At 58.0% G+C, this 13,702-nt stretch carries 12 protein-coding genes; 7 read left to right on the top strand and 5 right to left on the bottom strand.

From position 1 onward, the window contains the following. Position 1: 1 nt before the first annotated feature. The 3 genes from B3Z17_RS13925 to B3Z17_RS13915 form a co-directional block, all read right to left on the bottom strand. Positions 2-1,498, bottom strand: a complete 1,497-nt coding sequence (locus B3Z17_RS13925; RefSeq protein WP_286830369.1) for an FMN-binding glutamate synthase family protein — start codon at positions 1,496-1,498, stop codon at positions 2-4. A 79-nt stretch (positions 1,499-1,577) separates the two neighbouring features. Beyond that, complete coding sequence (locus tag B3Z17_RS13920) at positions 1,578-2,633, bottom strand: serine hydrolase domain-containing protein (protein ID WP_286830367.1); 1,056 nt, start codon at positions 2,631-2,633, stop codon at positions 1,578-1,580. Positions 2,634-3,025: 392 nt separating this feature from the next. Further along, complete coding sequence (locus B3Z17_RS13915; protein WP_286830365.1) at positions 3,026-3,454, bottom strand: iron-sulfur cluster assembly scaffold protein; 429 nt, start codon at positions 3,452-3,454, stop codon at positions 3,026-3,028. 216 nt (positions 3,455-3,670) lie between these two features. Here B3Z17_RS13915 and folE point away from each other — a divergent pair, with 216 nt between their 5' ends. From folE to B3Z17_RS13895, 4 genes are all read left to right on the top strand, one after another. Beyond that, complete coding sequence (gene folE, locus B3Z17_RS13910; RefSeq protein WP_286830364.1) at positions 3,671-4,333, top strand: GTP cyclohydrolase I FolE; 663 nt, start codon at positions 3,671-3,673, stop codon at positions 4,331-4,333. A gap of 162 nt (positions 4,334-4,495) precedes the next feature. Continuing rightward, on the top strand, positions 4,496-6,739 hold the full coding sequence (locus B3Z17_RS13905) for a calcium-binding protein (RefSeq protein ID WP_286830363.1): 2,244 nt from the start codon (positions 4,496-4,498) through the stop codon (positions 6,737-6,739). Positions 6,740-6,813: 74 nt separating this feature from the next. Continuing rightward, complete coding sequence (hisI, locus tag B3Z17_RS13900) at positions 6,814-7,236, top strand: phosphoribosyl-AMP cyclohydrolase (RefSeq protein WP_068302085.1); 423 nt, start codon at positions 6,814-6,816, stop codon at positions 7,234-7,236. After that, positions 7,229-8,065: a trypsin-like serine peptidase gene (locus tag B3Z17_RS13895; RefSeq protein ID WP_286830362.1), complete on the top strand. Its 837-nt coding sequence runs from the start codon at positions 7,229-7,231 to the stop codon at positions 8,063-8,065. Before hisI ends, B3Z17_RS13895 begins: the two co-directional genes overlap by 8 nt. Before the next feature lie 54 nt (positions 8,066-8,119). Here B3Z17_RS13895 and B3Z17_RS13890 read toward each other — a convergent pair whose 3' ends face one another. Next, positions 8,120-8,695 (bottom strand): cytochrome P460 family protein, encoded by a 576-nt coding sequence (locus B3Z17_RS13890; RefSeq protein WP_286830361.1) that lies wholly within the window; start codon positions 8,693-8,695, stop codon positions 8,120-8,122. Between the two features lie 113 nt (positions 8,696-8,808). On the opposite strand from B3Z17_RS13890, the gene B3Z17_RS13885 reads away from it, so the two are divergent. From B3Z17_RS13885 to B3Z17_RS13875, 3 genes are read left to right on the top strand one after another with little or no spacing between them, the layout of a single operon-like run. Next, a complete protein-coding gene (locus B3Z17_RS13885) occupies positions 8,809-9,696 on the top strand; it encodes a LysR family transcriptional regulator (RefSeq protein ID WP_286830360.1) in 888 nt (295 codons plus the stop codon). Between the two features lie 60 nt (positions 9,697-9,756). After that, the gene (locus B3Z17_RS13880; RefSeq protein WP_068302070.1) at positions 9,757-11,142 is read left to right on the top strand and encodes an FAD-binding oxidoreductase; all 1,386 of its coding nucleotides are present in this window, start codon (positions 9,757-9,759) and stop codon (positions 11,140-11,142) included. Continuing rightward, positions 11,139-11,903 (top strand): hypothetical protein, encoded by a 765-nt coding sequence (locus B3Z17_RS13875; RefSeq protein ID WP_286830359.1) that lies wholly within the window; start codon positions 11,139-11,141, stop codon positions 11,901-11,903. Before B3Z17_RS13880 ends, B3Z17_RS13875 begins: the two co-directional genes overlap by 4 nt. An 8-nt stretch (positions 11,904-11,911) precedes the next feature. Here B3Z17_RS13875 and B3Z17_RS13870 read toward each other — a convergent pair whose 3' ends face one another. Next, complete coding sequence (locus B3Z17_RS13870; RefSeq protein WP_286830358.1) at positions 11,912-13,633, bottom strand: N-acyl-D-amino-acid deacylase family protein; 1,722 nt, start codon at positions 13,631-13,633, stop codon at positions 11,912-11,914. Positions 13,634-13,702 lie beyond the last annotated feature (69 nt).

The following is a 13,702-nucleotide window of genomic DNA, read 5'->3' as shown; positions in this document are numbered from 1 at the left end:
TCTATCCTTCTGTCACATCCGGCCACAGCTCGGCCATGGATTTGCTCTGGCCGGGCCGCATGATGATGCGCGCGTGCTTGCGCCTGAGTGCCCGCGGTTCCGCCACGCCGCAACTGTGGGCGATGATGCGGATTTCCTTCTTCATATTTTCGGCATAATTGGCCACCCGGTCGGCCTTGGTTTCCGGCACCAGACCGCGCTGCAGCCGCTTGTCGTGGGTCGTAACCCCCGTGGGGCAGGTGTTCTTGTTGCACTGAAGCGCCTGAATACACCCGAGCGAAAACATGAAGCCGCGCGCGCTATTGACGAAATCGGCCCCGACGCAGAAGGCCCACGCTACCTCTGACGGGTTGATAAGCTTGCCGGATGCGATCACGCGAATGCGGTCCCTGAGGCTCGCGCGCATCAGACTGTCCACCAGAAGCGGCAGGCTTTCACGCAAAGGCATGCCCATATTGTCAATCAGGCTCATGGGGGCGGCACCCGTGCCGCCGTCACCGCCATCAAGAGTGATGAAATCAGGCGCGCTTTCGGCCCCGCGCTTGTTCACCTCGGCGAACAATTCACCAAAGAATTCCTCGTCCCCGACCACCAGCTTGAGCCCTGTCGGCTTACCCGTTGTCTCGCGCACGTAGGCGACCATATCAAGGACATCTCCCACGTTGCGCATCTCTTCGTGCCGGTTGGGGCTGATGGCGCTTTTGCCCACAGGAATGCTGCGAATGGCAGCGATTTCTTCGGTCACCTTCACCCCGGGCAGGATGCCGCCCTTGCCGGGCTTGGCGCCCTGGCTAAGCTTGATCTCGAACATCTTGACCTGTTCGTGCGCCGCGACTGCCTTCAGCCTGTCCTCGTCAAAACCACCCTCAGGTTTCCTGACACCGAACTTGGCCGTACCGATCTGGAAGATGATGTCGCACCCGCCTTCAAGGTGATAGGGGCTCAGCCCCCCTTCGCCGGTGTTCAGCCAGATGCCCGCCTTCTTGGCGCCCATCGACAGGGCGCGTAAGGCGGGGACGGAAAGGGCGCCGAAGCTCATGCCGGAAATATTGAAGATCGAACTGGTGGTATAGGGCTCCCTCGCGCCCGGCCCGATGGTGACGGGCGTGGGCTCGGCGTCCTCTTCATCCATCGCCGGGAATGCACAGTTGGCGAAGAAAACGGTGCCTGCGGGCTTGAGGTCCCGCGTGCTGCCGAAGGCCACTGTTGAATCCACATCTTTTGCGGCGCGGTAAACCCAGGACCGCTCGGCCCGGTTGAAGGGCATTTCCTCCCGGTCCATGGCAAAGAAATACTGGCGAAAGAATTCACCCAGATGTTCAAACAGATATCGGAAGCGGGCAATGACCGGATAGTTGCGTCTGAGGGCACTTTCATGTTGGCTCTTGTCGCGAAAATAGGCGGCAATAACCCACAGAACGCCCAGGCCCACCGCCAGCACGAACATCAGCGCCAGATATTGCAAGATAATGGGAAGATACGCCAAAATCGTGTCCATCCCCTGCCCCCTTTACCAGATGATCCTTGTCCTTAAGGCTCGCACAGGCGTGTGTTCCAGTAAAGCCGCAATAGGCCTGTTAGTGCACTGCCCCCAACTCAAAGGCAGGCAGGATATAGCCCTGCAGCAGGTCATTCGATTGTTGGTGCATGTCCGGCGTATTATAGCGCTCAGCCGTGATCACCACCACCATGTCCATGTCCTCGAACGCTGCGACTTTGCTGCCGCCGTTGCCCGCCATGTAATAGCCTTTGTGTACAAGGCCTGTGGTGGCGGAAAAGAAATCGCCAATCCACCAGTGATAGCCATAGCTTTGCACGTCGCTGACCTTACGGTGCGCTGTTGTGCTTTCCGTGATCCAGCCTTCGGGCAGCAGGCGGCGTCCGTTCCAGACCCCGTTCTGCAGCGCAAGCTGGCCAAACTTCATCAGGTCCCGGCTTGTCAGTTCAAGCCCGCCACCGGCCTGTTCTTCGCCCATGGGCGAGCGGTACCATTCGTACCTGGTTATCCCGAGCGGTGTGAAAAGTGCGGCATCGATGAAATCATCCAGGCTCTGGCCCACGGCCATCTCAATCGCCTGTCCGGCCAGGAAGGACCCCGCTGTGCAGTAACGGAACGGCCCAAGGCCAGAGGCATCGCGGGACCACCCCGGCATGGTGGGCAGGTCCAGCACGAAGCGGGTCCAGTCCTGCTCCTGGTGCATCTTGTCCTCGTATCCCGGGGTCGTCTGGTCATTGTCGTTGCAGTCAAGCGCCGACGACATGGTCAGCAGGTCCTTGAGGCGGATATCCTTCTTGGTGTCGTTCAGGTGTTTGATGGGGTCATAAACCCGGAAGAACGGCATGACCTTGTCATCCACGCTCGAAAATCCGCCCTGCTCGATCGCGGCACCCACCGCCATGCTGGTGATGCTTTTGGTCGCGGACCGGGTGTTATTGAGATACTGCGGACCACCCTGCCCGAAATAGCGCTCATAGACAATCTTGCCGTCCTTCAGCACCAGGACGCTGGTGATGTCCTTATAGTCGCCTCGGCTGATGGCGGCTGTCATTTCGTCCATCGTGCCGTTGTTTGCCAAGGCCGCACTTGCAAACCCCAGCACCGCTATCAGCCCTGAAAGGAACTGTCGCATCATCATCCGCTCTCCCATGATTGGCGCCAACCATAGTAGACCGCAGGATTTTGTCGATAGTTAGATCGAATTGGATCTAGTCGCGGGAGATTAGTCGACGAAGGATTGCCCGCACTTGTGGCAAGCGTCCAAGGCCATGCTCTCAATGATCGTCCTGCCATGAACTTTGGATTCTCGAATAAGAACAGGAGTGCGACAGGCAGGACACTTCAAGGTCCTTTTGGCAAGTGGGTGCCCAGCCAATAGCCAAGCCAAAGATGCCCCCATGAGCATTAAAAACGCGCCAGAACTGAAAGACGCACCGCTAATCACTACGCCCACAAAATAGGTCAACAACAGCACAGGTAGGACTGCGTCAATACATCGACGCTGCATGTTGAAACGTTGCTGGAGGGTCATGCCTTATGATCCACGTCAGCGAACAAGCCCTCTAATACCTCAAAGGGCAGCATCACGCTGCCGTGGCGGCCTGGGTGCTCCCACACGGGGGCCAGGAGCGCGAGGTCTGCCCACTTGGCCGGGAAATCCGCCTCGCCGGTCTTGACCATATGGCGGAAGCGCGCGGCGATATCCGTGAGCTCGTCTTCACTCAGCCCAATCACATGCTGGCCGACAATGGCGGCCGTGGCCTGACCGAGCGCACAGGCCTTCACTTCCTGTCCGAACCCGGTGATCACGCCATTTTGAACACGTGCATCCGCGCTGATGCGGCTGCCGCAGATGCGGCTGGTCTTTGTGACCGTGGCGTCCGCCACCTGAAGCCGCTCGGTGTGCGGGATACGCGTGGTCCAGCGCAGGATATCGGTGTTGTAAAGTTCGGTCATTTTCCTGATCCAGAAGTTCCGTCCCTACGTAAGACGGGAAACACGGATTGCCAAGAAGGATTTGGCTTGTGCCGCAGAAATCTTGCGTTTGCCTTGAATTCTGGTTAATCCTGACCATATCAATCGGTGTTTCCCGTGGCCAAAAAGCCGGAAACCGATTCCATAGCCGACCCGTAAGACGAGAGGTTGGCCATCATCCACAGAAAGGAATTTTAGATGGATGCCGTACTTGAAAGGGCCGACACTGGCTCTGAACTGAAGGTAATCCCTGATGACGCCCGTGGGGACGCAGGCGCAGGAACTACCCCACGTGTTATCAAGCCAAGCCGCGCCGAGGCTGAAGAGGCCGTGCGCACGTTGATCCGCTGGGCGGGCGACGACCCGACCCGTGAAGGCCTGCTGGACACGCCTAAGCGCGTCACCAAGGCCTACAAGGAATTCTTCAAAGGCTATGAAGACGACCCGGCAGAAATTCTGTCGCGTACGTTCGAGGAAGTCGCAGGCTATGACGACATGGTCGTGCTGCGCGGCATCAAGGTGGAAAGCCACTGTGAGCACCATATGGTGCCTGTGCTGGGAACAGCCCACGTGGCCTATATGCCGAACGGCTCTGTGGTTGGCATTTCCAAGCTGGCGCGGATCGTCGAGGCTTACGGCAAACGCCTGCAGACGCAGGAAACCATGACAGCCCAGATCGCCGACGCGATCGAGAAATACCTGAAGCCCAAGGGTGTTGCCGTGGTGGTCGACGCCACGCACAGCTGCATGTCCTGCCGCGGCGTGAAGCATTCGGATGTTTACACCATCACCCGCCAATTCCGCGGTGTGTTCCGCGAAACCGATCAGGAACGACGCTTCTGGGATCTGGTGCGCGGGTAAAGGCTGGATCAATCCAAATCGCTGAAGGCGTCAACGTTTGTTGGCGCCTTTTTTATCTATGGGTGTAACAATTACAACAATAGATATTGACCGGGCCACTGGCGCACCCTAAGTGTTCGACAATCGATGATCGAAAGCCTTTCTTTTTTTGGGGGAAAACAAATGGGCAGAGTGAACGGTACCTCCGGCAACGATACACTTCACTCAAACGGCGATGATACTGTATTCGGCGGCGATGGCGACGACCAGTTTTATGGCTCGGGCGACAATAACATCTTATACGGAGAAGATGGTGATGACCGGTTCCTAACCCCGGGCAACAACAATCTCCTTGTCGGTGGTACCGGCCAGGATGCCCTGATGGTCGAACAAGGGGATGGCAGCCTTTTGCTCGGCAATAGTGGCGACGATACGCTCCAGGCCGCAGGCTCCCATACACTTGACGGTGGTGCTGATGCTGACTTGTTTTACTTCAGCAACCAAGAATGGAATGTTGTTCTCGCTGATTTTAACCATACCGAAGATCTGATCGACATCTCAGACTCCAATTATAGTTTCTCCCAGCTTACGGTTACCCAACAGGGCAGCGACGTGCTGATCACGGCACCAAATGGCAACACTCTGTTGATAAGGCAGTTTGACGCGTCCCTCGTGACCCCAGCCCTTCTGGGATACGTGGAAAGAAACTCAGCAACAACAGATGAAGACGACATAATCGTAGGCTCAGTTAACGACGACAATATAGATGGCCTCGACGGCGACGACATCATTTCAGGCAATCGCGGCAATGACTTCATTCAGGGAAGGAACGGTAACGACACGCTGAGAGGCAACAGTGGTGATGACCGTATTGAAGGCAACGACGGGAACGATTTGATCCTGGGTGGACCCGGGTCAGACACCCTGGTCGGCGGTTATGGAGAAGACACCCTGAGCTATATGGGTGCGGATGAGGGCATAGTGCTTACATCCCTCTCCACGGCAAGCGCCGGCGGCGGTGCTGAAGGGGATGTCACGTCAGGCTTTGAAGTCTTTATCGGCAGCAATTTTCGCGACAGAATTACATCAACCAGAAACGGCGACACGCTTCAGGGTGCCGCCGGTAACGATACGCTGGTCTTGCTATCAAGCCATTCAGCGGCTTATGGCGGGAGAGGTAATGACGTTATCGATACGGAAAGCGGCACTGAAGAAAACATCGTCTATGGTGGCTCCGGTGAGGACAGCATCACAGCCATTGGCAACAATACAACTGTTTATGGCGACGAGCAGGACGACTGGATCTCCATGAATGGCGCCAACGCCACTGTTTTTGCTGGAGAAGGCAACGACACTGTCTATATCAATGTCATTGGCGCCGCACATGGCCAATCCGGGGACGACACCATCACCGTATATGGCGACGGCAGTGATACGCTGACAGGCGATGAAGGTGCCGACCTTCTGCAGGCCGGAAGCGGCGACGACCTTCTGCGTGGCGGCACGGACGCAGACCGTTTGTACGGAGAGGTCGGTAACGACCGCTTGTATGGGGATGATGCAAACGACAAGCTATACGGCGGCACCGGAGACGACACACTGGTAGGTGGCACCGGCGCAGACACAGCCCAAGGCGGTGATGGTGATGACCAGATTTGGGCAGGTGCCGGCGATGAAGGCAGTGACCGGTTCAACGGCGGTGATGGGAGCGACACTCTCGGCGGCGGTGCTGGAAATGACGTCCTGACCGGTGGGAACGGCCGCGATATTATTTTCGGCGGAACTGGAAATGATACTGCATATGGGGCCGCACAGAACAGTACCGCAGACAGTCACAGCAACCAGATTTGGTCCGGCGACGGGAATGACGTGATCTATGGCGGCAGCAAAGGTGATCAACTTGGTGGCGGACAAGACGATGACCGCATTATGGGTGAGGAAGGCAATGATACCCTCTATGCGGGGAAAACCGGTGACGACACTCTCAGTGGCGGCACCGGAAATGACGTGATTTTCGCAGGCAACGGTAATGATGTCGTCTCAGGCGACAATGGGGCTGATGAACTTTATGGCGGCACCGGTGCAGATAACGTCGATGCCGGCACGGGCAATGACACCCTCTATGGGGGCGCCGGCGACGATACCCTGAACGGCGGTGCTGGCGATGATATCCTGCGCCCCGGTGACGGCGCAGACCTGCTGGTTTTTGTAAATGGCAGCGATGACGACCGAGTTGAAGGATTCAGCCTTGCGGACGACACCCTGGATCTATCTGGCACCAGTACCGACTTCACAGATGCCGCAAGCGTACAAACCGTCGCTGAAGAAACGGCGGAGGGCCTGCTGATTGACCTAGGCGGCGGGGACAGCGTGCTGATTGCGGGGCTGACGATTGAGAATATCGCTGATATTTCCTTTATCTTCTAAGCTAACGGACAGAAAGTCTTGATGAAGCGGTGTGATCGGGCGATCATGCCGCTTTGTTGTTTGAGAGCTTACGCATGACCAAAATCCAGTTTGCAGAGCGGGCCGACCGCAAGGCCGTTGAAACGGGTGACGCATTCGCCCCCAAGTTTGATGACCGGGGCCTCATTCCCGTCGTCACCACCTGCGCGAGCACGGGGGCAGTCCTGATGCAGGCCTGGATGAACGCCGAAGCCATCGAGCGCACAATCGAAACTGGCGAAGCGCACTATTACAGCCGCTCGCGGTCCGAGCTTTGGCACAAGGGCGCGACCTCTGGTGAATTCCAGGTGGTGAAGGATTTCCGCACCGACTGCGACCAGGACGCCCTGTGGCTGGTGGTGGAGCAGAAAGGCGGGAAATGCTGCCACGTGGGACACCCCAGCTGTTTTTACCGCAGCATCAGCGTGGGCACACCTGTGAGCGCCAGCGCCCCGCCACGCCTGAAGACTGATGATTAGAATATTCCTTATCCTTGCGTTGACGCTTATTGCCCTGCCGGCCACCGCGCAGCAACAGGACTCGACCATGACGCCCGAGGAGCGCCTGAATCGGATGCGGGCCGTTGAAGGCCGCGTACCCGAAGATGTGGTCACCAGCTTCCGCCGCCGAGTGGTAGATAGCAGCAACCTTCCCTGGCGGGCTATCGGGCGCGTCAACATTGGCGGGCGGGCGCACTGCAGCGGGGCGCTTATCGGTAAGCGGCTGGTGCTCACCGCTGCCCACTGTCTGTTCTCCAAGGCTGGCAACACCATGGTGGTGCCGGCGATCGTGCATTTCGTATCGGGCTACAGCAAAAGCGAATACCGGGCCCATTCCCGGGTTGAGAGATACTTTGTCCCCAAGGGGTTTGACGGGCGTCTGGGCGCGGAGCACAAGAATCTGCCTTTTGACTGGGCGCTCCTGACGCTGGAGGACCCGATTGGCGAGACAGAGGGCTTTCTGGAACTGCACGAAAACTTCCGCGAGGGCAGCACGCACACAGGTCCCCTTCTGGCGACGACGGAAATCCTTGCTGCCGGGTACCCGCGCGACCGTGCCCACATCCTGTCAATTGAAGAAAACTGCAACATTCAGACTGCCCTATACGGTAGCCGCGTGCTGGTAACCGATTGTCTCGCCATCGAAGGCGACAGCGGCGGCCCCATCCTTCAGGAAGTAGCGGGTGGCTATGTGATTGTCGGCATCCAGACAGCCTCAACCCAAGTCGGCCGCACGCGTGGCACGATGGGTGTATCAGCGCTTGCATTTCGGGACAGACTACAAGCTGCTCGTGAGGAAAGCCATTAAGGCTTTTTTGGGGACCAACACTACCGATACACCCATGGCGCCCACCAGGGGAGGCTAGTCCCCCTTGAGAACAGGATAGCCTTGCACATAAAGCCAGTCTGTTGCCTTAGCCGGTTCATGGCATGGCACGCATTCTTCCTTGTAACTTTTTGTCGTTGGATGATCCCGGTCGTCGGCATCAAAATAGGCCCACCCCCAGCCGTCGCCCCACAAGTCATTTGCCGGGAACCGTCCTTTGTCGTCCTTCACCATGACAAACCAGCCTGCGACGTCAGTCTGCCAGTTGGCATAGCCCGTTGTCATATAATCAGACTTTGTCTTGAACAGCTCCTTGACGATAACCGTCCCGTCCGGGAATTTCCCTGTCTTGCGGTATGCAGCAACGGACATTGGCGGTGCATATACCACATGCTGTTCGGTCACGCCTTCGTCTTCTTCCGAAAGAGCCCACGTACCGAGCGCCGTCCAGTTCTTCCGAAAATCGGTATCAGGCACCTGAATTTCACCATTCGGGCCGACAGTTGTTTCCCACGGGCCGACAGTCATCGGTCCCGCCGCATCACTGAAAGAATATGAAACACTGCTGGCCATTACGGCTGCAGTCGCACTGAGCCAAATCCTGGAACGCATCTCTAATCTCCACACATAGAATTTACCTGAGAAGACTAGCCGAGGAACTTTGATAGATATAATATTAGTTTTATATAGGTTTAATAACCAATGGTTATGCATGGAGTGCGTCTATGGAGCTCTATCAAATTCGTTATTTCCTCTCTGTGTCAGAGACCCTCAACTTCACTCAGGCAGCGAAGCAATGCAATGTCTCGCAACCTGCCCTGACAAAGGCAATCAAGAAACTTGAAGAGGAAGTGGGCGCAGACCTCTTGCTGAGGGAAGGTCGCTCAAACAGATTGACCACTGTCGGCAAATTATTGCGCAACAAGTTTCTAAAGCTGCAAGCCAACATGGAAGAAACAGTTCTTGCGGTTCAGCGATCCCTCAACCTGGATGACACGATTCTTCATGTCGCGGTTATGTGCAGCATTGGCCCACAACGCTATGCTCCCATCTTCCAGGCGTTCAAACAGAAATATCCCGGGATCAAATTGATCCTGACAGACGCACGTCAAATCGAAGTTGCCGAAATCCTGCTGGAAAACAGAGCGGATTGCGGCCTGTATGCCGCCGAAGAATTACTGTCACACCCACGCCTGGGAAGTATAAAACTGCATGACGAGCAAATAATGGTTGCGTGCTCTGAAACTCACCGGTTCGCCAACATGGAAAAGATCCCGATGCGGGAGGCCGTGCTGGAACCATACCTGGATCGGCTACACTGCGAGTACAGGCCTCAGTTCCTGGACTTTGCCGAAGCCAACCACCTACCGCTGCAGATTGTCTATTCAAGCGAACGGGAAGACTGGATACAGGCCATGCTCACCAGCGAAAACGGCGTTTGCATCATGCCAGAAAACTCGGCAACCCAGAAAGGCGTGGTTTTGCGGCCGGTATGCGACCCAGACCTGAAAAGGAAGGTCCAACTGGTTTATGTATCTGATCGCGAGAAGAGCCCCGCTTTTCAAGCCTTCGTGGATTTCCTGACAGAGCATCCCTTTGACCCCGCCCCTTGATCAACCAGCACCCCTTCAATCTGCACTCGCCAATCCTGCAATCTTCTGTAAAATAGCCCTATGAACAAAGACTTGGCCATTTCGGATCTTACGGCGCGGTTTGGCACAAAGATCAATCTTTCGACTGCCGACCGCGAACAGCATGGCGCGGACGAAAGCTCGCACGCCGTGATGATGCCTGACGCGGTCCTCTATGCCGCGACCACGGAAGACGTGGCCGACGCCGTGCGCATCTGCGCACGCCACCGCATGCCGGTGATCCCGTTTGGCGCCGGCACCTCGCTTGAAGGCCATGTCACGGCGCCCCATGGCGGCCTGACCATTGACCTGAGCCTGATGAACCGGGTGCTGGCCGTGAATGAGGCCGACCTTGACGTACGCGTGCAGGCCGGTGTCACGCGGCAGTCACTGAATGCATACCTGCGTGACAGGGGCCTGTTCTTCCCGGTTGATCCGGGCGCGGACTGTACGCTTGGGGGCATGGTGGGCACGCGCGCGTCGGGCACCAATGCTGTCAGGTACGGCACCATGCGCGAACAGCTTCTGTCGCTTGAGGTGGTCACAGCAACCGGCGAAATCATTGAAACCGGAAACCGCGCACGCAAGTCGGCCGCTGGCTATGACCTGACGCACCTGTTCACCGGGTCAGAAGGCACCCTTGGGGTGGTCACGGAAATGAGCCTCAAGGTTTATGGCAGGCCGGAAAAGCTGATGGCGGGCGTGTGCCGCTTCCCTGACCTTGGCGCTGCGATCGACACCGTTATCACCACGATTCAGATGGGCCTGCCGGTGGCGCGCATTGAGCTTCTGGACGAGCTGTCGATCAAAGCCGTGAACGCCTATTCGGGCTTGAAACACCAGGAAGCTCCCACCCTGTTCCTCGAGTTCCACGGCAGCGCCGCCGCCGTCGATGCAGACATCGCAGCTTTCAGCGATCTTGCCGCGGATATGGGCGGGTCAGACATTGAGTTCGCGGAAAAACAGGAGGACATCAACAAGCTGTGGCACGCCCGGCACCAGCTATATTATGCCACCCGCGCCATGGAGCCTGGCAAGCATGTGGTGACAACAGATGTGTGTGTGCCCATTTCGCGCCTTGGGGACTGTATGCGCGAGACCCGCCGCGACATGGATGAAAGTCCCATCGTGGGCACCATGCTGGGGCATGTGGGCGACGGCAATTTCCACACCATTCTACTGGCGGACCCGAACAATCTGGGTGAAATGCGGGCGCTGGATGACCTGCACGACCGCATGGTGACCCGCGCCATTGAAATGGGCGGCACCTGCACCGGCGAGCACGGCATCGGCCTTGGTAAAATGAAATATCTGGAAAAGGAAAAGGGCCCGGCTGTCCATCTGATGCGCCAGATCAAGGCCGCGCTGGACCCGGTCGGCATCATGAACCCGGGCAAATTGCTGCCGGGCATGGAAAACGGATCATGATCGAGGAATTTTTCACAGTACTGACCGTCCGTGCGGTGCCTGGGGCCCGCGAAGGCGGCCTCGTGCGCGAAATAGCAGGCATCCTGGGCCGTCACCGTCGGCAGAAGGCCTTCTGGGCAGACCATCTGCAGCACACCAAGGAATGCATCACCGCCCACCTTTATCAGGCAGACCCGAAAGAACCGATCCTGCTGATGGGCGCGGGACTGTGTCTTGATGTGCCTCTGGCAGCGCTGAATGATCACCCGGCCGGGGCGCTTCTGATGGATGCGGTTGAAACCCGTCAGGCGCGCCGCGCCATCAAGCCCTTTGGCAATGTGGAATTTGAGCGCGCCGACCTCACCGGCATGCTGCAGGAATTCTGGCTGGGCGACAAAAACACCGCCATCAGCCCGCCCGATATGGCCCCCCTGCCGCTGGTGGGCCACGGCATGGCCGTCAGCTGTAACGTGCTCAGCCAGCTGCCGCTGGCCTTTGCCGCGAGCCCCCCAGTTGGCGAGCAGGAAGAAAAAATTACAACTGCAATCCAGAAAGCGCATGTACGAGCGCTTCTGGCCATGGATTGCCCGGTCCTGCTGATTACCGACTATGAGCGTGTGGAAATCACGGGCACCGCGCCGCATGTTATCCAGACAGTCGACCCCCACCTGCTACCCGGGGATCCGATTGAGATGTGGGACTGGCCCATCGCCCCGCCTGGCGAGGTAGCCGCCGATCTAGATGTGCGCCTGAAGGTTGGCGCGTGGCTTCTGAACGTCTGACGGCCTGCCTACTGGCCCTCAACCCACCCGGTCCACCCGGGCCCGCGCACAACCCGTCCTGGGGTTGCGCCGGTATGCTCGCCGGCCTTGATCACCTGCACCCCATTGACAAACACATCGCTGACGCCCGTTGAAAGCTGGTGAGGATCATTGAAAGTTGAGTGATCCGCAATGGTCGCCGGATCAAACACCACGATATCCGCATAGGCGCCTTCGAGGACATGCCCCCTGTCGCGCAACTTCAGCCGTGCCGCAGGTAGTCCGGTCAGGCGGAAGATGGCTTCATGGAGCGGGATCACCTTCTCGTCGCGCACATAATGGCCCAGGAGGCGTGCCACGTTGCCGTAGGTGCGCGGGTGCTTGCCGCCAAATTCCTTGGCAACAGCAGGGTCAACCGCTTCGGCATCAGACCCGAAAGCCACCCAGGGCTGACGGATTTTCTTTTTCACATTGTCTTCACTCATCAGGAAGTAGATGGCGCTGACGCGCGTGCCGTCTGCAATCACCAGGTCCATCGCGGCCTCTTCGGGCGTTTTCCCCATGGCCTCGGCCACTTCTGAAAGACGCATACCGGTATATTTCTTCAGCTCCGGGTTCTGGAAATAGGGCAGCAGCACGCCTTCTGGGCCTGCCGCCAGCATCAGGTTCTCCCAGTCGTCAGATGGGGTTGTCATTTCCACCTGTAGCCGCTTGCGGATGTCCGGGTCCTTCAACCGCTCGGCCCACTCTTCATGGGTGCCTTCCTGCACCCAGGGCGGCATGGCAGCGTCAAGGCCCGTGGCACCTGCCGTGTAGCTATACATATCGGCACTGATGTCCAGGCCCTCAGCCCGAACGGCTTCAACGCGCGCAATCACATCATCCAGCTTGCCCCAGTTATCCTTGCCCGCCGCTTTCAGGTGATAAATCTCTGCGGGCAGGTCCGCTTCGCGGGCAATGGTAATCAGTTCCTCCAGCGAGGCCATGATCTGGCTGCCCTCACTGCGCATATGGGAGATGTAGCGCCCGCCATACTGGCCCGCGACGCTTGCGAGCGCGATCAGTTCATCGGTTTTAGCGTAAAAGGCCGGCGCGTAGATCAGCGACGTGCCCAATCCCATGGCGCCTTCCTCCATGGCGGTTGCCACCTCGGCCTTCATGGCTTCAAGCTCTGCCTCCGTCGGCGCCCGGTTGGCGTAGCCCACATGGTTGATGCGCACGGTGGTGGCCCCCACGTAGGACGCCACGTTGGGGGAAATGCCTTTGCTTTCCAGCATCTCCAGATATTCGCCAAAACCTGTCCAGGTCACTTCATACGGCTGAGGCGTGGCACTGATTTTCTTCTGGTAGTCTGCTTTCGTGTGCTCCGCCAGCGGCCCCATGGACCAACCTTCGCCAAACACTTCAAGCGTTACACCCTGCACCGTGTCCGACAGCCCGCGCCCGTCAAGGATCAGGCTGTCTGTTGCCCAGGACAGCATGTTGATAAATCCGGGCGCGACGGCCTTACCGGACGCATCAATCACGGTGGCCGCTTCCGCACCTGACAGGTCACCGACCGCGACAATCCTGTCCGCCCGCACGCCAACATCTGCAAGGCGCCCCCGGGCGCCTGTGCCGTCATAGACCGTGCCACCCTTAATCAGGACATCATACTGGTCAGGCTGTTTTTCTGTGTCGCCACACCCGGCAAGCAGAAGAAAAGCCGATGCCGCAAGAAGCTTCAGGAATGTGATGCGCGTGATAGCCATGGTGCCCCCAGATGTGATGTGACCAAATGGCACTCTATGGCCGGGACGCAGACGGGCGCAAGGCAACAC

Origin of the sequence: Kordiimonas sp. UBA4487 (genome assembly GCF_002389025.1) — a bacterium.
In the GTDB taxonomy this organism is placed as follows: Bacteria; Pseudomonadota; Alphaproteobacteria; order Sphingomonadales; family Kordiimonadaceae; genus Kordiimonas; species Kordiimonas lacus.
The sequence above is the reverse complement of the archived record's forward strand: the minus strand, read 5'-3'. Positions and strand labels throughout refer to the sequence as shown.

Excerpts from the sequence above, each read along its gene's own strand:
- B3Z17_RS13925 (WP_286830369.1), bottom strand. The coding sequence starts at position 1,498 with ATGGACACGATTTTGGCGTATCTTCCCATTATCTTGCAATATCTGGCG.
- B3Z17_RS13920 (WP_286830367.1), bottom strand. The coding sequence starts at position 2,633 with ATGATGCGACAGTTCCTTTCAGGGCTGATAGCGGTGCTGGGGTTTGCA.
- B3Z17_RS13915 (WP_286830365.1), bottom strand. The coding sequence starts at position 3,454 with ATGACCGAACTTTACAACACCGATATCCTGCGCTGGACCACGCGTATC.
- folE (WP_286830364.1), top strand. The coding sequence starts at position 3,671 with ATGGATGCCGTACTTGAAAGGGCCGACACTGGCTCTGAACTGAAGGTA.
- B3Z17_RS13905 (WP_286830363.1), top strand. The coding sequence starts at position 4,496 with ATGGGCAGAGTGAACGGTACCTCCGGCAACGATACACTTCACTCAAAC.
- hisI (WP_068302085.1), top strand. The coding sequence starts at position 6,814 with ATGACCAAAATCCAGTTTGCAGAGCGGGCCGACCGCAAGGCCGTTGAA.
- B3Z17_RS13895 (WP_286830362.1), top strand. The coding sequence starts at position 7,229 with ATGATTAGAATATTCCTTATCCTTGCGTTGACGCTTATTGCCCTGCCG.
- B3Z17_RS13890 (WP_286830361.1), bottom strand. The coding sequence starts at position 8,695 with ATGCGTTCCAGGATTTGGCTCAGTGCGACTGCAGCCGTAATGGCCAGC.
- B3Z17_RS13885 (WP_286830360.1), top strand. The coding sequence starts at position 8,809 with ATGGAGCTCTATCAAATTCGTTATTTCCTCTCTGTGTCAGAGACCCTC.
- B3Z17_RS13880 (WP_068302070.1), top strand. The coding sequence starts at position 9,757 with ATGAACAAAGACTTGGCCATTTCGGATCTTACGGCGCGGTTTGGCACA.
- B3Z17_RS13875 (WP_286830359.1), top strand. The coding sequence starts at position 11,139 with ATGATCGAGGAATTTTTCACAGTACTGACCGTCCGTGCGGTGCCTGGG.
- B3Z17_RS13870 (WP_286830358.1), bottom strand. The coding sequence starts at position 13,633 with ATGGCTATCACGCGCATCACATTCCTGAAGCTTCTTGCGGCATCGGCT.